17 protein-coding genes are annotated in these 19,430 nt (G+C 32.2%); 14 read left to right on the forward strand and 3 right to left on the reverse strand.

The window, feature by feature from the left end; genetic code table 11:
- Nucleotides 1-69 precede the first annotated feature (69 nt).
- The 14 genes from J8M14_RS14110 to J8M14_RS14175 all read left to right on the forward strand — a co-directional run bounded on the left by J8M14_RS14110 (nucleotide 70) and on the right by J8M14_RS14175 (nucleotide 15,218).
- The gene (locus J8M14_RS14110; RefSeq protein ID WP_211075451.1) at nucleotides 70-1,518 is read left to right on the forward strand and encodes a glyceraldehyde-3-phosphate dehydrogenase; all 1,449 of its coding nucleotides are present in this window, start codon (nucleotides 70-72) and stop codon (nucleotides 1,516-1,518) included.
- 228 nt (nucleotides 1,519-1,746) lie between these two features.
- Nucleotides 1,747-2,367 (forward strand): tRNA (guanine-N1)-methyltransferase, encoded by a 621-nt coding sequence (locus tag J8M14_RS14115; RefSeq protein WP_211075452.1) that lies wholly within the window; start codon nucleotides 1,747-1,749, stop codon nucleotides 2,365-2,367.
- Between the two features lie 59 nt (nucleotides 2,368-2,426).
- Entirely contained in the window at nucleotides 2,427-3,104 is a 678-nt protein-coding gene (gene trmD / locus J8M14_RS14120) for a tRNA (guanosine(37)-N1)-methyltransferase TrmD (RefSeq protein ID WP_211075453.1), read from the forward strand.
- A 137-nt stretch (nucleotides 3,105-3,241) separates the two neighbouring features.
- Nucleotides 3,242-3,592, forward strand: coding sequence for a 50S ribosomal protein L19 (gene rplS, locus J8M14_RS14125; RefSeq protein WP_211075454.1), 351 nt, complete (start codon nucleotides 3,242-3,244; stop codon nucleotides 3,590-3,592).
- Between the two features lie 880 nt (nucleotides 3,593-4,472).
- Complete coding sequence (locus J8M14_RS14130) at nucleotides 4,473-6,698, forward strand: NADP-dependent isocitrate dehydrogenase (protein WP_211075455.1); 2,226 nt, start codon at nucleotides 4,473-4,475, stop codon at nucleotides 6,696-6,698.
- A gap of 82 nt (nucleotides 6,699-6,780) precedes the next feature.
- Nucleotides 6,781-7,359: a GrpB family protein gene (locus J8M14_RS14135; protein ID WP_211075456.1), complete on the forward strand. Its 579-nt coding sequence runs from the start codon at nucleotides 6,781-6,783 to the stop codon at nucleotides 7,357-7,359.
- 187 nt (nucleotides 7,360-7,546) lie between these two features.
- Complete coding sequence (locus J8M14_RS14140; protein ID WP_247672644.1) at nucleotides 7,547-8,089, forward strand: RNA polymerase sigma factor; 543 nt, start codon at nucleotides 7,547-7,549, stop codon at nucleotides 8,087-8,089.
- A 4-nt stretch (nucleotides 8,090-8,093) separates the two neighbouring features.
- The gene (locus tag J8M14_RS14145) at nucleotides 8,094-8,654 is read left to right on the forward strand and encodes a hypothetical protein (RefSeq protein ID WP_211075457.1); all 561 of its coding nucleotides are present in this window, start codon (nucleotides 8,094-8,096) and stop codon (nucleotides 8,652-8,654) included.
- On the forward strand, nucleotides 8,635-9,720 hold the full coding sequence (locus J8M14_RS14150; RefSeq protein WP_211075458.1) for a hypothetical protein: 1,086 nt from the start codon (nucleotides 8,635-8,637) through the stop codon (nucleotides 9,718-9,720). The genes J8M14_RS14145 and J8M14_RS14150 overlap by 20 nt, the downstream gene beginning before the upstream one ends.
- 108 nt (nucleotides 9,721-9,828) lie before the next feature.
- A complete protein-coding gene (locus tag J8M14_RS14155) occupies nucleotides 9,829-10,503 on the forward strand; it encodes a hypothetical protein (RefSeq protein ID WP_211075459.1) in 675 nt (224 codons plus the stop codon).
- 400 nt (nucleotides 10,504-10,903) lie between these two features.
- Nucleotides 10,904-13,294, forward strand: a complete 2,391-nt coding sequence (locus tag J8M14_RS14160; RefSeq protein WP_211075460.1) for a TonB-dependent receptor — start codon at nucleotides 10,904-10,906, stop codon at nucleotides 13,292-13,294.
- A gap of 4 nt (nucleotides 13,295-13,298) precedes the next feature.
- A complete protein-coding gene (locus J8M14_RS14165; protein ID WP_211075461.1) occupies nucleotides 13,299-14,117 on the forward strand; it encodes a DUF4249 family protein in 819 nt (272 codons plus the stop codon).
- Nucleotides 14,118-14,182: 65 nt separating this feature from the next.
- Nucleotides 14,183-14,995 (forward strand): N-acetylmuramic acid 6-phosphate etherase, encoded by an 813-nt coding sequence (murQ, locus tag J8M14_RS14170; protein ID WP_211075462.1) that lies wholly within the window; start codon nucleotides 14,183-14,185, stop codon nucleotides 14,993-14,995.
- Nucleotides 14,985-15,218 (forward strand): DUF6095 family protein, encoded by a 234-nt coding sequence (locus J8M14_RS14175; protein ID WP_211075463.1) that lies wholly within the window; start codon nucleotides 14,985-14,987, stop codon nucleotides 15,216-15,218. The genes murQ and J8M14_RS14175 overlap by 11 nt, the downstream gene beginning before the upstream one ends.
- A gap of 38 nt (nucleotides 15,219-15,256) precedes the next feature.
- On the opposite strand, the gene J8M14_RS14180 is transcribed toward J8M14_RS14175, so the two are convergent.
- The 3 genes from J8M14_RS14180 to J8M14_RS14190 all read right to left on the reverse strand — a co-directional run bounded on the left by J8M14_RS14180 (nucleotide 15,257) and on the right by J8M14_RS14190 (nucleotide 19,410).
- A complete protein-coding gene (locus J8M14_RS14180) occupies nucleotides 15,257-16,312 on the reverse strand; it encodes a DUF6340 family protein (RefSeq protein ID WP_211075464.1) in 1,056 nt (351 codons plus the stop codon).
- A 154-nt stretch (nucleotides 16,313-16,466) separates the two neighbouring features.
- The gene (locus tag J8M14_RS14185) at nucleotides 16,467-17,177 is read right to left on the reverse strand and encodes a response regulator transcription factor (protein ID WP_211075465.1); all 711 of its coding nucleotides are present in this window, start codon (nucleotides 17,175-17,177) and stop codon (nucleotides 16,467-16,469) included.
- Between the two features lie 10 nt (nucleotides 17,178-17,187).
- Complete coding sequence (locus tag J8M14_RS14190; protein WP_211075466.1) at nucleotides 17,188-19,410, reverse strand: tetratricopeptide repeat protein; 2,223 nt, start codon at nucleotides 19,408-19,410, stop codon at nucleotides 17,188-17,190.
- Nucleotides 19,411-19,430: the final 20 nt, after the last annotated feature.

Consider the following 19,430-nt stretch of genomic DNA (forward strand, 5'->3'; position numbering starts at 1 on the left):
GTTGCACGAAAACGTTTGAAATATATACTTTTGCACGAAATTTCAAGACTGTAAAAAACACAACACATTATGAGCTCTAATGAAGTTTATGAAAAAGAATTAGCCTTTCAGGCAGACAGACGTCGTGCTACCGTTGCTTTTATTAAAACTGTAAGCGATCTATGGTATGATAATGCTGTCGAATTAGTACTTTTTAGAAATCAATTGATCGACAAAAATGTTAGTCAGATTATTAACCTACACGAATATGCAGGTGAATTTGTACAGAAACCTATTTCGATTTTTGATTCTGCAGAAATTGCACAAGCTATCAAATTGATGGATTTACCCCCTGCAAAACTAGACATTGGTAAACTTACTTATGAATACCATTTGGCAGGAGATGAATTTGGATCTGTAAATCGTTTTGTACAAGATAAGCTAAAAGATGCTAAAAAATTCAAAGCTATATCTCCTAAAGATGTAGTATTATATGGATTTGGAAGAATTGGTCGTTTGGTAGCACGAGAATTAATGACCATTACTGGAAAAGGAAATCAATTAAGATTACGAGCAATCGTAACCAGAGGAGCTATTACAGAAGAAATACTAGAAAAAAGAGCTTCTTTGCTTAGAAATGATTCTGTACATGGAGAATTTGCAGGTACAGTCGAAACCGATATTGCTAATAACGCTTTAATAGTTAATGGAACTACGGTTAAAATAATTAGTGCTAATAATCCTGAAGACATAGATTATAATTCTTATGGTATTGACAATGCATTATTAATTGATAATACCGGAGCTTTTAGAGACAAAGAAGCCTTAAGCAGACATTTAGCAGCCAAAGGAATCGACAAAGTATTACTAACAGCACCGGGGAAAGGTGTTCCTAATATTGTACATGGAGTAAACCACAAAGAGCACGACCCTGATAAGGTAAATATTTTTTCTGCTGCCTCTTGTACAACTAATGCAATCACTCCAATTCTTCAAGCAGTAGAAGAAAGTTTTGGAGTTGTAAATGGACATCTGGAAACCATACACGCATATACTAATGATCAGAATTTAGTAGATAATATGCACAGTAAATATCGACGAGGCCGTGCAGCAGCACTAAACATGGTTATCACTGAAACTGGAGCAGGTAAAGCAGTATCCAAAGCTTTACCGAGCCTGGAAGGAAAATTGACTTCTAACGCAATACGAGTTCCTGTACCTAATGGTTCATTAGCTATACTTAATCTTAATTTAGAGAAAAAAGCTTCTAAAGAAAGTATGAATGCTATCATTAAAAAATATGCTTTAGAAGGCAACTTGGTAGAACAAATCAAATATTCTCTAGACAACGAATTGGTGTCTAGCGACATCGTAGGCTCATCAGCTCCTTCGATATACGATAGTAACGCGACTATAGTAGATACTAAAGGTCAAAATGCCATCTTATATGTTTGGTATGACAATGAATACGGTTACAGCCACCAAGTAATTAGATTATCAAAATATATTGCTAAAGTAAGACGCTTTACATATTACTAGAAGCAAAATTCTTATACAGAATATTAAAAGTCGCTATTTAATGTAAATAGCGACTTTTTTTAACTTAAAATTTATGCTTCAGAATATTTAATCTGTTTTTTATCAAATAAATAACATAACGTTGATATTAGATAGCAAAACTATATTCAAAAAATCTTGCCTATTCTCTACAATATCGTACATTTATTAACGTTTACAGAAGAAATTAAATGACTAACGTTAAACATAATGAAATTACCTAAATATCTACTCATTTTACTACTATCATTACCTCTTTTTCAAACCATTCAGGCACAAGAAGAACCTGTACTTACACCTGAGCAAGCTTTAAAAGAAGGAAACATTGAAAAACAGTTTGATATAGTCATAAAAAAATCAAGCAGATACCAAGAATATAAAGTCATCAAACAAGTGTGGATTAACAAGCTAAAATCCAACACTATTGACACCATAAAAACCTTAGAATCTAAATTAAAAACTACCAATTTAGAGATTGCAGAGCAAAAGTCTACCATTACCGGGCTACAAGAGTCTTTAGCCAAAACAAATGAAAACCTTGCTAACATCACCAATGAAAAAGATAGCATGAGTTTCTTTGGAGCGTCTGTGGCAAAATCGGGTTATAAAACCATAATGTGGTCTATTATTGGAGCTCTTTTAGCATTATTAGGTTTCTTTATTTTTAAATTCAAAAACAGCAATGCAGTTACCGTGCAAGCTAAGAAAGCATTAGCAGAGACTGAAGCCGAATTTGAAGATCATAGACGCAGAGCTTTAGAACGTGAACAAAAAGTAATGCGTAAACTTCAGGATGAAATTAATAAACAGCGTAAGACCGGAGCAAAGTAATCCAAATTTATAGATTTTTACTATATTCTTTTGCATCTTTGCAACCTTAAAGAATAAAGATGCGCGTTGATATTATAACTGTAGTTCCAGACATTCTAAAAAGTCCTTTCGAAGCTTCCATAATGAAGCGATCTATAGAAAAAGGACTAGTAGAAGTACATTTACACAACCTAAGAGATTATACCACAGATAATTACAAAACCGTTGACGATTATCAATTTGGTGGAGGTGCTGGGATGGTTATGATGATAGAACCCATTGATAAATGTATCTCTAAATTAAAATCCGAAAGAACTTATGACGAAGTAATCTATATGACCCCTGATGGTGAAACTTTAAATCAAGGTATCGCCAACCAATTATCATTAAAAGGTAATCTAATTATTCTATGTGGGCATTATAAAGGTGTAGACCAACGCGTAAGAGATCATTTTGTTACCAAAGAAATATCCATAGGAGATTATGTACTCTCTGGAGGAGAATTAGGAGCCTTGATTCTGTGCGATGCCATATTCCGCTTAATCCCTGGTGTATTAGGCAACGAAACCTCAGCGCTAACCGACTCTTTTCAGGATGATTTGCTAGCCCCTCCAATTTACACTAGACCCGCTGAATATAAAGGCTGGAAAGTACCCGAAGTACTAACATCAGGCAATTTTCCTAAAATCGAAGCCTGGAGAGAAGAACAAGCATACCAAAGAACCAAAGAACGTAGACCAGATTTATTAGAAGAATAGTCTGTAATTCAGTAATAAAAGAATTAAAAATAGTTGCAAATCACTAAATAATAATTATTTTTGCACCCTGATTGAAACAACCTCTGGCGAAAATCGTGAATGTTGCTTTAACAAAACCCTATGTAATCTATATCAAAATGGAAGATTTAGTAAAATTTGTACAAAACGAATTTGTTACAAAAAAAGAATTACCTGAGTTTGCTGCAGGTGATACAATCACAGTATATTACGAAATTAAAGAAGGAAACAAAACACGTACACAGTTCTTTAGAGGAGTTGTAATCCAAAGAAGAGGTTCTGGATCTACTGAGACTTTTACAATCAGAAAAATGTCTGGAACTGTTGGGGTAGAGCGTATTTTCCCGGTTAACCTTCCTGCACTTCAGAAAATTGAAGTTAACAAAAGAGGTAAGGTGCGTAGAGCACGTATCTTCTACTTTAGAGGACTTACTGGTAAGAAAGCACGTATCAAAGAAAAAAGAAGCTAATCATTATAGCTTTTACTTTAAAAAGGTTGCCAAACGGCAGCCTTTTTTTATGAACAAAAGTTAATAAGTTTAGTTTATAACCAGTTGATAACTAATACTATACAAAATATTGATAGAATAATTGATTTTTACTATCTTTAATTCAAGATAATATAACATATGAGATGACACAAGGATTCCTGGTTATATATCATATCATACGTTCATTGAACATATAAAAGCCTATCTTGATTTTGAAATAAATATGAAACGAAAGTTATTTTTTTGAGTACATCCTTGAAATAACTTTAAGGGCCTTACTTTAAAATCATTTCAAAATGAAATTCAAAGGAAAAAATTAAGTTTTGACACCTTTTTGAATTCAAGAGGCATTAGACTATTCAAGTAATATATCAAAAATTAGGAAATTAATTTAAGTGACAAATACTTGTTAGTCGTACGAGTAGCTATAAATTAAACGAATTATTGTTTGATAAATTTATAACTACTCAAAATAGGAAGTAAATTTTTATGGTATAAAGTAACGAAAGTTTTTATTTCATAGCGGGTAAAACAGCTAACATAATATTATTTTATTTCCGATGAAGCCATATCAAAATATTCATATTCTTGATATGGCTTTTTTATTTTATAAAGAATACCTCATTTTTTTAACCAAAAAAACTCTTACTCCATATTTTTAATTGATTCTTTTTAAGAAATTCTGATTCAAACTCTTTAACTCAAAACTAACAGCATTCTGGTTGTATTTACATCGCTATATTCGTATCTTCGCGCACGGAAAAATTATGTGATTAATTTTCCGTAACGTGTTTTAATTAAAGGTATCTGCAATCATTACTTTTCTAAACAAAAGATGCCTTACAAAAAAATAAAATATATGGCAATTGATAGTGCAAAGATTGTTTATACCAAAACTGATGAAGCTCCGGCTCTAGCTACTTACTCTTTTTTACCGATAGTCAAAAAATTCACAAAACCCGCAGATATAGTTATAGAAACTAAAGACATTTCTCTTGCGGCAAGAATTTTGGCTAATTTTCCTGAGCAGCTCACAGATAAGCAAAAACAATCTGATGCTTTAGCAGAACTAGGAGAACTTGCACAAAAACCTGAAGCCAACATTATCAAGCTTCCTAACATTAGTGCTTCTATCCCACAGCTAAAAGCTGCAATTGCAGAATTACAACTTCAAGGGTTCACTTTACCTAATTACCCGGAAGAACCAGAAACTGAAGAAGAGAAGGAAATCAAATCTAAATATGATAAAATAAAAGGTAGTGCAGTAAATCCGGTATTAAGAGAAGGAAACTCTGACCGTAGAGCGCCAAAACCTGTAAAACAATACGCAAGAAAAAATCCTCACTCTATGGGGGCATGGAGTGCAGATTCTAAAACTCACGTAGCAACAATGTCCAGTGGAGATTTTAGATCTAATGAAAAATCAGTTACAGTCTCTGAAGCGGGAAATGTAAAAATTGAATTCGTAGATAATAATGGACACACTACTGTTTTAAAAGAAAAAACTGCATTGCTAAAAGGAGAAGTTATAGATGCTACTGCGATGAGCAAAAAAGCCTTGATTTCTTTTCTTGAAGAGCAGGTAGCTGATGCTAAAGAAAAAGATGTATTGTTTTCACTACATATGAAAGCAACCATGATGAAGGTTTCTGATCCTATCATATTTGGTCATGCTGTAGAAGTATTTTTCAAAGATGTTTTTGAAAAACATGCAGCTGTATTAGAAGAAATTGGTGTAGAAGTGAATAACGGTTTTGGAGATCTTATCAATAAATTAAAAAGATTACCTGATGCTAAAAGAGCTGAAGTAAAAGCCGATATCCAGGCTTGTTATGAAAAAGGTCCAAAATTAGCCATGGTAAATTCTGATGAGGGTATTACAAACTTACATGTTCCTAGTGATATTATTATTGATGCTTCTATGCCGGCTATGATTCGCACATCGGGACAAATGTGGGATGCAGAAGGAAAACAACAGGATGCTAAGGCTGTAATACCGGATAGCAGTTACGCAGGTATTTACCAGGAAACTATTGATTTCTGCAAGAAACATGGAGCTTTTGACCCAACTACTATGGGTACAGTTCCTAATGTAGGATTGATGGCCAAAAAGGCTGAAGAGTATGGTTCGCACGATAAAACTTTCGAAATCCAAGGAAATGGATCTGTTCGTGTAGTGGATGATTCAGGTAAGGTATTGATCGAACACGCTGTAGAGCAAGGTGATATCTGGCGTATGTGCCAAACTAAAGATGCACCAGTAAAAGACTGGGTAAAGCTAGCTGTAAGCAGAGCTCGAGCCACTAGTACTCCAGCAATCTTCTGGTTAGATAAAAATAGAGCCCACGATGCTGAGCTTATTAAAAAAGTAAACACTTATTTACCAGAACACGATACTACCGGATTAGATATAAGAATTATGTCCCCTGTAGAAGCTACCCGTTTTTCTTTAGAAAGAATTAAAGACGGAAAAGATACTATCTCTGTGACAGGAAATGTATTACGTGATTATAACACAGACCTATTCCCTATTCTAGAGTTAGGAACAAGTGCAAAAATGTTATCCATTGTTCCCTTGATGAATGGCGGTGGTTTATTCGAAACCGGTGCAGGAGGATCTGCTCCTAAACACGTACAACAATTCAATAAAGAAGGACACCTAAGATGGGATTCTCTTGGAGAGTTTTTGGCACTGGCTGTTTCTTTGGAGCATTTAGGAGAAACAAACAACAATCCAAAAGCTAAAATTATTGGTGATGCCTTGGATGATGCTACTGTGAAATTTTTAGATAATAAAAAATCTCCTTCTCGTAAAGTTAATGAATTGGATAACAGAGGGAGTCATTTTTATCTAGCCTTATATTGGGCACAAGCACTAGCGGAGCAAAATCAAGATGCAGAGCTACAAACAGAGTTTGCTGATATTGCAAAACAATTAGCAGATAATGAAGCTACAATCATTAATGAGCTAATCGAAGCTCAAGGTAGTGCTGTAGATATGGGTGGTTACTACTGGCCAAATACTGAGAAAGTAGCTGATGCTATGAGGCCAAGTGACACACTAAATTCTATTATCAATAGTTAACAAAAAACAAAATTTATATTTATAAACCTGTGTAGTTTCCTACACAGGTTTTTTATGCAATACAATCATCAATCAATACATCATGAAAAAGACACTTCAAGATCTAACTCCTGAAGAATGGGGTAAATTATTCCCAATAGAAATTAGCGACTACAAACCAGAGTGGCCCAACACTTTTCTGCTTGAAAAAGAGAAAATAAAGAATATAATATCTAGTAAAATTATTCTTAGAATAGAGCATTTTGGTAGCACATCTATTCCCAACTTACCTTCAAAAGATAGTATTGATATTTTAATCGCAATCCCAAAAGAAAAGCTTTTCAGTAATTCGATTGTAGAAAAAATGAAAAGTATAGGGTATGATTTTTTTAAACAAGAAGGTTTTGGGCAAGATTATATGATATTCGCCAAAGGATTCAGTTTAGATCATAAAAAAGAACAACAATTCTTTATACATATGACTACTGTGGATCATGAAGACCTCTGGGATAGAATCTATTTTAGAGATTATTTAAGACAGCATCCTGATATTGCTAAAGATTATGCCTCTCTGAAATATGAACTTGCTCAAAAATTTCATAACCATAGAGTTAATTATAGAATTGGAAAAGGTGAGTTTGTAAAATACATTACTCAGATTGCCAAATCAGCATTGGAGTAAAATATATTTAAAAAATCTTAGAAATATTAGACATAAAAAGGGTTACAAATTAAAGTTTGTAACCCTTTTTTATTGGTATTCATCAAATTTATATAGTAATATGCAACCTTCCATTTTTTCAGTTGTCAATAGTAATAACTAGAAAAGAAAAGTAACTTTAAAGAAACTTACAATCCAGCACAATTAATTGGAAACCAATATCCTGCATACACATAAAGATCTTGTAGAAAAAAGCAAGTCTGGTGATAGGAATTCGCAGTATCAACTATACGAGCTTTATGTAGACGCTATGTATAATGTGAGTATGCGTATGATAGGTATTAAAGAAGATGCCGAGGATATTATACAAGATAGTTTTGTAGAAGCTTTCAGGAATCTGAAATCTTTTAGATACGAAAGCACTTTTGGCTCATGGTTAAAAAGAATAGTTATTAATAAAAGTATAAATCACTTAAAACTAAAAAAAATACCGATTACTCCACTTGATAATCACGAGTATCATATAAGTGAAGAGAAGATTAGTGAACCGGTTAAAAAAATTAATATCGATAAAATAAAAAAAGGTATAGCCCAACTCCCAGATGGATATAGACAAATTATCAATCTTTATCTAATTGAAGGTTATGACCATATTGAGATTTCAGAAATACTAAAAATTAGCGTTTCTACTTCTAAATCTCAATATCATAGAGCTAAGAAAAAACTAATTCAGACGATAAACACATTATAACATAATGGATGACTTTGAAAAATATATAAAAGAAAACAAACATCAGTTTGACGAATATAAAGGGGATAAAGCTAAGCTTTGGCAATATATTGATTCCGAACTCCAAACTGATGAAGTAAGACCTCGTAAACCTAAAACCATTAGATTATGGCGGTCTCCACTTCTTAAAATTGCAGCCAGTATTGTTATTATCATAGGTATATTTTCTTCTGCTGGCCTATTTCTCACCTCGGAAATCGGTATAAATCCATCAAATGACATTGTAAATCAGGAGTTAAAAGACATTGATAATTATTATAAAGGCTTGGTTTCTTTTCAGGTTCAATTGGTAAAGAACAATACGAAACTACTACCTGAAGATAAAGAAGAGTTTTTGTCTTTTATAGATGAATTGGATGAAGAATATCTTCTCCTAAAAGAAGAAATGGGTACAAACCTCAACAATGAATATATACTAGAGGCTATCGTAAACAATTACAAGAAGAGGATAGAATTAATAGAAAATCTATTAGAACAAATTAATGACTCAAAAAAATCCGAAGATAATGAAGGATATATTTTATAAGATATTAATAGTCTGTATACTTTGCTCAGGACAGAATATCAGAGCTCAGGAAGAAGTATCTAAAACTATTGAAAAGTCATACGAGTTTACTAATGCTGGAGAATTACAGCTAGAAAACAAATATGGAAATATCATAATTAATGGTTGGGACCAAAATGAAGTACAAATCATTGCAGATATTAAGGTTAGTAAAAAGGAAAAAGAAGATGCTCAGGAACTTTTGGCAAGAATAAAACCGTTCTTTACAATTTCAGGTGATTTTATAAACATATTTTCTAATATCGAGGAAAAAAGTAACAGTTTTTTCTCACGTATTCTAAATCGTGCTAATCCATTTGATTTTGATAAAGGAAATATTCAGATTGATTATAAAATTAATTTACCCATTAATGCAGAAGTTCAGCTAACAAATAAATTTGGAGATATTATTATCAGTGATTGGAAAGGAAGATTAAAGGTTAATTTACAACACGGAGATATATGGATTAATAATGATCTGACCAATGCTAATATAGAAACGAAATTTGGTAAACTACAGGCTAAATCAATTACCTACGGAAATATTGAATTAAAAAACAGTGAACTTGATCTTGATACATCAGAAGACCTTCGGATAACTAGCAGTGGATCCACCATAAACATAGATAGTGTAAAAAACCTGGAAATGTATTCCAGTAAGGATAAAGCAACTATAAGAAAATTAGAGAAAATTCAGGGAGAACTTAGGTTTTCGAATATAAGACTTGAAGAAATTAAAGAAAATATTGACCTTACTCTAGATGTAGCAGATCTTTGGATTAATGAAATACTTAAAAATGATGCCCATATTACCATAAAACAAAAATCTTCAGAATTAAATATAAATATTTCTAATCTGAGTTTTGATTTTAATGCTTCTCTTGAACAAGGTTTGTTACGAATACCTAAATCATTCGTCGATATTAAAACTGACGTGGTAGATAGTAAGAAAAAACTGAGAAATATTACCGCTTCATATGGTTTGGGTAAAAAAGGTGAATTTAACATTACAGGTAAAAAAGGAGTAATCATTTTAAAAGAAAGATAATTAGTCAATTATAGACACCATAACCTTAAAGTTTTCACAAAAACCAATCAAAAAGCAACCATTTCCATACTAAACTGTCAATAGTAATAATAAAACAAATCAACAATCATGAGACAATCAAGAGCTGCACTTATTTTATTAATTCTTAGCATATTTCATATCAACGCACAGGAAGAATCAAAAGAAAAAGATTATATAGAGTTTAATGATCGAAAGAATATTGTACACGGAGTATATCTGGGGATCAATACTAGCTATGGAGAGATTGATGGTAAAGACACTGGAATATTTGGACTTAAAGTAGCTTATGTAGCGAATCGCCAGTTTGAAGTGGGGTTTTCAATGAAAGGCTTTTATTCACAACAAAATCTAAGAGGTACATTCATTTCTAATAACGAAGATCTTGCCGGTGGATATGGAGGAATTCATTTAGAACCAATTTTCTTTAGTAAATCTAGGCTAAATTTATCTTTCCCATTATTAGTAGGTGCAGGAGCTACAGGTTATGTGGATGGAGATTTTGATAACGATGATGAATTTAATGAAGACGAATATGAGTGGGACGCTATTTTTGTGGTAGAACCAGGTGTAAGTTTACTTTTTAACATTTCTAGATATGTACAATTAGAAACTGGTGTTAAATATCGATTCTCTAGTAAATTTGACTTAGTTCCTAATGGAGTTGATAGAATTAATGGATTTTCTGCAGGGTTAGGCATAAAAGTTGGTGTATTCAATTTAGGTAGAAATCGATATAAAAAAAATATCCCAAATAATGAATAAGTCAAAACAAGTTCACAAGAAAAAACTTGATACTTTATATGTATTTTCAAAAAACAATCAAGTATTTATTAAAAATCAAAACTATAATTCACCTATCAATAGTACTTCAAATATTAATAATGAATGGTCACCAATCAGTTTTCAATGGAAACATTGATAACAATCTGACAAATAATATAACTCAAAATTAACTCTTGTGTAATTGTAAAACTCGTGTCATATATTTTCCTTTACAATATTACTTTTTATGATTTACTCTTTATAGAGTATTCAAAAAGATTGGTAGACAGATATTAATGGTTTGTATATCACTTTTCTATAAAAAACAACTTTACCGTAATTTTAAACTACAATCATATTCTTTGATTTTATTCAACATATACTTTAAAACATATATCCTTTGAAAAAATATATCTTAATTAGTTTCCTGTTTATACTTATCACACAGTGTTCATTGTATAGTCAAGAAAAGTTCACATTAAGTGGAACAGTCTCTGAACAATCGAGTAATGAAACCCTAATTGGTGTAAATGTTATTTTTCCGGAAATAGGAAAAGGAGCCGTTACTAATGAATATGGTTTTTATTCTATAACACTTCCGCAAGGAACATATAAATTACAAGTAAGCTATATAGGTTTTAAAGATATCATTCAAGAAATTGATCTGAACCAAGATACTAAATTAAATTTTCAGTTGTCAGAATCTTCAGAAATGCTGGATGAAGTTGTGATCACTGAAAAATCAGAAAGAATAAATATCAAAAAACCCCAGATGAGTATGAACAAGCTTTCTGCCGGAACTATTAAGCAAATTCCGGTTGTTCTTGGTGAAGCGGATGTTATTAAATCTATCTTATTATTACCAGGTGTTACCAGTGGTGGTGAAGGAGCTTCTGGTTTTAATGTAAGAGGTGGTGCTGCGGACCAAAACCTTATTCTTCTGGATGAAGCTACGATTTTTAATTCTTCTCACCTATTTGGATTTTTCTCAGTATTCAATCCTGATGCTATAAAAGATATCAAATTATATAAAGGAGGAATCCCTGCTCGTTATGGTGGAAGGGTTTCTTCGGTTTTAGACATTTATCAAAAAGAAGGAAACAGTAAGAACTATAAACTCAATGGAGGAATTGGAGCTGTTGCCAGTAGATTATTAGCTGAAGGCCCTATTGTAAAAGACAAAGGAGCTTTCTTAGTCGGAGGTCGTGCATCATATGCACATCTTTTTCTTCCAATTTTTGATGAGGACAATAAAAATGTAGCTTATTTCTATGATGTAAACTCCAAATTGAATTATAAAATCAACGATAATAATAATATTTTTCTTTCGGGATATTTTGGCCGAGATGTCTTCAGCATTTCAGAAAGCTTTGAAAATATCTATGGTAACACTGTAGTAAATCTAAGATGGAATCATCTTTTTTCTGATAAACTATTCTCTAATCTTTCCATAATATATTCTGATTATTTCTATGGCCTTGAGTTAGATTTTGTAGGTTTTAAATGGAATTCTGGTATTCGTAATTTCAATATAAAATATGACTTTAAACATTATTTAAGCAATAATCTACAAATCAACTACGGTATCAATAATATCTATTTTAAGTTTAATCCTGGTGAGATTGAACCTAATAGGCCTGATTCTGGTATTCCTCCGGATAAACTTATCGATAAATATGCTAATGAATTTGGTGTTTATGTTGATGCAGAACATAAAATAAGTGATAAGCTATCCCTACAATATGGATTAAGGCTTAGTAATTTTATCCGATTAGGTCAAGATGAATTGAACATCTACGAGAATGATAATCCGTTAAATTTTGACGAAGATCGCCAGATATATGAGGCGGCTGATCCGATAGGCACAGAAAGTTTTAGTAGAAGTGATCAAATTGAAACATTTACTAATTTAGAGCCTCGAATTGCTTTAGCTTATGCTTTTAATGACAACACTTCAATCAAAGCCAGCTATAATAGAATGGCGCAATATCTTCATTTATTGTCTAATACAAACTCCCCTACTCCTTTGGATGTATGGACACCAAGTGGAAAATATATTAAACCTCAATTATTGAATCAATATGCCATAGGGTATTTTAAAAGTATCAAAGATGGAGAATACTCTATAGAAACTGAAGCTTTTTATAAAGATATAGAAAACCGTATTGACTACATTGATGGAGCTGACCTTATCGCTAATGATGCTATTGAACAAGATATCCTTAATGGAGAAGCCAGAGCATACGGTCTAGAACTTTTACTTCGGAAAAATGAAGGTAAGTTTAAGGGTTGGTTAGCATATACCTTATCCAAATCAGAACAAAGGACTCAAGGAAGAACTCCAGAAGAAACAGGGATCAATAGTGGAGATTGGTATAATACACCTTTTGATAAAACACACGACATATCTTTTAATGGAAGCTATGAACTGAATGAGAAGTGGAAATTTGGAGCTAACTTTGTATTTCAAACGGGGCAACCCACCAATTATCCAATAGGTCAGTTTCAGTATTTAGATGGATTGGTAGTCCCTGTCTTTGAAGAGGGAGCACGTAATAATTTTAGATTGCCTGCTTATCATCGAATTGATGTTTCAGCAACACTAACTCCTAGAAAAAATAAAAATAGAAAATGGCAAGGGGAATGGGTATTTAGTATTTACAATTTGTATAACAGGAGAAATGCAGCTTCTATATCATTTAGTCAAAATGATGAGACATTTGTCAATGAAGCTGTACGAACTTCAATTTTTGGCATAATACCGGCGGTTACCTATAATTTTAAATTTTAAAAACATGAAAAAACTAATCTATATAATATTCGCTTTTATAATATGTACAGGATGTGAAGATGTAATTGAGGTTGATATTCCCAACGGAGAACCCAGATTAGTCATCGATGCATTTTTTGAAAAATACGTGTTTGAAGACCCGGTTACCGTTGAAGGCCGTATAAAACTAACCCTAACTTCTCCTTTCTTTTCTAATAGTGTGCCTCCTGTGAGTGATGCCACTGTTTTTATTACCAATCTTAACGATAATACAGTATTAAATTTTGAAGAATCCTCAGAAGCAGGGGTTTATATCCCAACAACCACTACTTTCGAATTACCAGAAACTAATATTGATTATGAGCTAACAGTGATCCATAATAACGAAACTTATAAAGCCACAACTCAGTTAATTCCAACTGTGCCAATTGATGATATAAAGCAAGGAGATAGAGTTTTAATCGACGGAGATGAAACTGAAATACTAATCACTTTTACAGATGATAGTACTCGGGATGATTTTTATCTTCTAGATTTTGATTTCAACTTATATGGTACTATTGAAGATCGTTTTGTCGAAAATGACGGTACCTTTTCATATTTCTATGAAGATATGATTGCAGGTCAAGATTTGACTGTTAAATTATTAGGAGTTGATGAGCAGTTCTTTAATTATATGAATATCATTATAGAACAAAGCGATCCAGATAGTGGTGGTCCTTTTCAGGTTCCTCCAGCATCATTACGGGGTAATATAATTAACACAACAAACAGAGATAATTTTGCTTTTGGATATTTTAATTTATCTGAAGCAGACCGTTTTCCATTTACGATTGAAGAATAGTTTTTTTTTAAAATCTTGAATAATTAGCCGGTATCTTCATTCTAAAAATCAGTATTTTTGAAACTATGGAGTTTACAAGAATCACAGAAAAGGCTTCTAAGTACAATCATCTTGAAAAAATGACGGTCAATGAATTATTGACTAACATCAATAATGAAGATAAAACTGTACCGGATGCTGTTGAGAAATCAATTCCACAAATCGAAGCTTTAGTAGAGCAAACTGTTCCAAAACTAAAAAATGGAGGTAGGTTATTCTACCTTGGTGCCGGGACTAGTGGAAGACTGGGAATTGTTGATGCTAGTGAATGCCCTCCTACTTTTGGGGTTTCTCATGATCTGGTCATAGGATTAATAGCAGGAGGAGACAACGCTATCAGAAAAGCTGTAGAATTTGCAGAAGACAGTACAGATCAAGGGTGGAAAGACCTCGAAACATATCATATTTCTGAAAATGATGTAGTGGTAGGTATTGCAGCTTCAGGAACAACACCTTATGTAATTGGGGCGTTACAGAAATGCAATGAAAACAATATTATCACTGGATGCATTACCTGTAATGAAGGAAGCCCCTTGGCGGAAACTGCACAATTTCCTATAGTAGTTACCGTAGGTCCGGAATTCGTAACCGGAAGTTCTCGTATGAAAGCAGGAACTGCTCAGAAACTAGTCTTAAATATGATATCTACTACCACAATGATTCAACTTGGAAGAGTGAAAGGTAACAAGATGGTGGATATGCAACTGAGCAACAATAAACTGGTAGATCGCGGAACTCGTATGGTTATGGAAGAACTTAATATAAACCGCGAGAAAGCTGCAGAATTACTTAAACAACATGGAAATGTTCGTAATGCTATAAACAATTATGGAGCCTAAAAGAACTGACAAAGAACTATTGGGTAAAGGCGTGCAACGAATGGCAATTGCTTTGATTTTTATGTTTATCAGCCCGGTAGTTATACATCAAGCTTTTAAAAATCAAGATCATCCGTTATATATACCAGTCCTTATTCTAGGGCTAATAGGTGCTGGATTTGCAATATTTATGGCCTTTAGAGGATTAAAGACTATTATGGATTCTATGTTTGGGAAGAAATAATATGAGATATATTATTTCTTCCCATTTATAGTTCCCTATCAACTTTTGCTTAATATTTTCTGATTATCTATTCTTTCTTTAAGATCATCTATATAGTCTAGTGCATTTTTATTTTCGTAATCAGTATACGATTTTGTAGCCCATTCTATCGCTTTAGGATAATCTCCTTTTATTTCATTATAAAAAGCCATATTAAAACATGCTTGACCGGCAATTTTAGGATTTGGATTAGATGTTTCTTTTAACCATAATTCTGAAGCACCTTCCCACTGCCCTGTTTCTACTTTACGCTTCGCTATTTCAAAATTGGGTGTTGCACTCACATAATAATCTCTATATACTCTAGCCTTATAAGGAAGTAATCTCAAAGCGTAATTCTCTCCTATTTTACGACTGATTTGTAATACCGATTCTTTTCTATTCTTAGCAGCTTCAATTGCCTTAACAGGATTAACTCCTTTACCTTTGGATAATGTTTTTTCATTAACAGAAAGCTCATCACTTATTCTCCTTTTAACCGGATCATAAACTCTCCATCCTGTATAAATTTTTGTTTCTATTTTTACAATATGCTCTAAACCGGGAATCTTAACCCCTAATGGACCTTTGATATCTTTGGCAGCTGTATCATAAGTTGCTTTAGCATCTGTATCATATATAGCTAAAACAAAAATAGCATCTACATTATTTTCTTTACAAAGTTGGTCAATAACATCCCAAGATAAAGCTGATGGAAAAACACCACCTCCTGGATTAGATAAAGCATTGCTTTCTATAACTTTAGATTCTATAAATCTAGGATTCTTGGTAAGTTCATTTTTTAATGCCAAAACTGCTTGGTTTGCCCCCTCTTTATCCAAATTAGCTCCTTCTACAGATAAGATTTTATCGAGTTGATCCAACCCTTTATTTTCTTCTGAAGGAATACTTCTATTAAGAACCCCAACCTTTTTAATCGAGGAATCCAATGAAACTATTGGTGGTTTTATAACTTCTGTACGTAATGACTTTTTGCTACTACATGAAGTTATGATAAGAAATAACAGTAGAGTTATTATTTTTAGTAAAGCTCTTTGGAAATTGTGTGATTTCATTATTTGTGTTTTTAGTTAGTTTTTATAAACTGTGGTTAATATAGATATCATAATCCAGGAAAATATTTAATTGTGGAGTAGTGACTTAATTTTGTGGATTAGTTACAGGCATCAGAGGAAAAATGTTGATCCATGAAATAGAAACTTCGTAAACCTAAATCACCTTTAGTCTCTTATATACTTCTTCCTTAAAAGTTCGTCCAACGGGAATATGGTGTCCTTCTATTTCTATAGTCTGATCAGATTCATAAAAGAAATCTACCTTCTGCCAGTTAATAATATAGGATCGATGTGTCTGAATAAAAGTTGTGTTATCCAGTTGCTTATGTAATCCCATTACTGAATGTCTCACAGATAGTTTTTTCTTATCTGAAGTTATAATGGAACAATAATTTTTTGAATCTGTATATGCAAAAAGTATACTATCAATAACAACTTTTATCAACTTATTACCACTCTTAATAAAAATATTAGATAATTCTTTCTTTTTACCCATTTGTTTAGGAACATGGTTTTGTGCAAGAATCATTGCTGCCTTGAGATCATTTTTATTAATAGGCTTGGTTAAATAACCTATAGGGTTAATATCTGCCGCTTTAGACACAATATCACTATTTGTATTTGATGATATAAATAAAATAGGCACTTTATATAATGATTTAATTCTTCTGGCTAATGTAATTCCAGATTGTTTACCGTTTAGATCAACCTCCATCAGCACAACATCTGGTTTTAACATTCCTATCTGTTCTTGTGCTTCAAAAGAATCATCCGAACTACCTATGCATTTATGCCCAAGTTCTTCTATGGTAACCTGAAGTTTTTTTAAATCTTCTAAATTATCTTCTACTATGTATACACTCATGGCTTTAAGTTTATGCAGACATGGATTCTAAATTATCCGATTGATCTGTAGTTAATGGTTCTAATTTGGGAAAGGTTAAGTCAAAACGCGTGCCAATTCTTTTTTCTGAAGAAACTTTAATGCTTCCATTATGCATTTTTACGAACCTATTTACGAGGTTAAGCCCCAGACCAGTGCCTTTTTCACCTTGTGTACCAATGGTAATTTTTTCTTCTCCTAAAGTAAAAATATCTTGGAGTTGCTTTTCAGACATTCCTACTCCGGTATCAATTACTGAACATAATAGCGTATTAAAATCTTTTGTAAACTCAACTCTTATATTTCCATCTTCTGTATACTTTAACGCATTACCGATTAAGTTTCTAAAAATTACGTGAAATGCTCCTTTGTCAAACATAGCGGCAATATCTTCTTCGTATTTTAAACTGATCTTAGAATTTTTAAATGCTGCTTCCTGCTCATAGCCTTCAATGATTTCTTTCAGTTCTGCTTTTATTGAAATTTGTTCTGGATTCATTTTATAGCCATTCATCTGTTCTAAAGACCAATTCAATAAATTGTCCAACATATTAGAAAGGCTTTCTGAGTTTTTTTCTATTTCATTAGAAAGCTCAATAGTTCTTTCATGATTTCCTTTATCGATGTGATGTTTTAAGATTTTGCCTGATCTCTGAAAAGGGATGATCATTCCTCTTAGATCGTGTGCTATAATAGAGAAAAGACGATTCTTAACTTGATTTGTAGCTGTAAGTTCATTTTTTTGCTTACGTAGTTTAATAAAAGTCCAAGTACCAACAACTAATAAAAACAGTAAAAATAAAGAAGTTAACAAGTACAATTGTTGTTTTGAAGTTGCCAATTGCACTACTTGTTCTTGCGCCTTCTTTTCTTGATTGAGGTTTACAATTTCTAGCTCTTTCTTTTTAGTATCGTATTTTTTTTCAAGATCAGCTACTTTAGTCTTTATTTCTGTATTAGCTATAGAGTCTTTTATTAAATAATATTTTTTAAGATGCAACAATGCCAGATTTGATCTGCCTATTTGTTCATAATAATCACTATATCTTTTATGTAATCTTAAAGTATGATCTTTAGTATTTATTTTTTGTGTTACCTCTTTCAATGTTTCCAATAATACCTTTACTTCATTATAATCTTTATTATGCAAGTGAATTTTTACTAAAGACTCAATAGTTGAATATATGATTAAATCATTATTAGATTGTTTAGCCTTCTCAAATGCTTTGATAAAAAAAGATTCTGCTTTATCATAATCTTTGAAATTTTCAAAATATATAAATCCTTGTTCCATATAACCTTCTGCAAGTTGAGATTGACTATTAAGATTTTTAGCAATTGACAATGCAGAGTCAATAATTTTAAGAGATTCTTCAAAATCCTTTAATTTACGTTTGGATTTGGCCAATCTTAAATAACTAATCATTAGAATATAATCATCATTAAATTCTTTTGATATAGCAATACTCTTTTTGAAATATTTATTAGCTACCTCATATTTTTCCCACCTAACATAACTGGCGCCCAAAACATAATATGTAGCAGCTATATCACTTAAATCTTTCATCCTTTCTTTTAACTCTGTTGCTTTTATCAAATTCTCAGCAGCTTTTTCATACTCTCCCAATTTCACAAAATAGAAACCTTTATTATGATAAGCATTTGGTATTTCGATACTATCATTACTTCTTTTTGCTGCAATAATTATAGAATCGGCATATTGTATAGCCTTTTTATAGTTTATCTTTTTGGCTGAAAATTCTTGAAATGAGCGATAATAAGAAACCCAATGCTCACTATTAGGATACTTAGTAAGCAAGTTTCTAACCTTTTTTAGTAATATTATAGCTTTATCTTCTTCACCATTTGAAAATAACACTTCTGCTTTTTTGGCATAGGCCCAAGTCAAAATTTCTTCTGCCTTTTCACTGCTTTCTCCTAATTTTATTGCTTTCTCGGTATAGTATTTAGAAGAATCTACTTGTTGTTTTGCTCTATATATATTTCCTTGTTCTATATAAAGATTGACTCTGCAAACTACATCAACTTTATGATCCATTTGTTTACAAAGCCTTAATCGTACATCTAGGTTATGGATTGTATCTAATTGTTTACTCAATTCATCACAAAGCTCTTCTGGGCTTTGATTCTGGGCATGAATATTAAAAATACTAGAAATAATAAAAACAAAATAAACAATTCTCTGTACTCCCATATACATTTTTTAGTTCTTAA

Source organism: Aquimarina sp. MMG016, from assembly GCF_018100805.1.
In the GTDB taxonomy this organism is placed as follows: domain Bacteria; phylum Bacteroidota; class Bacteroidia; order Flavobacteriales; family Flavobacteriaceae; genus Aquimarina.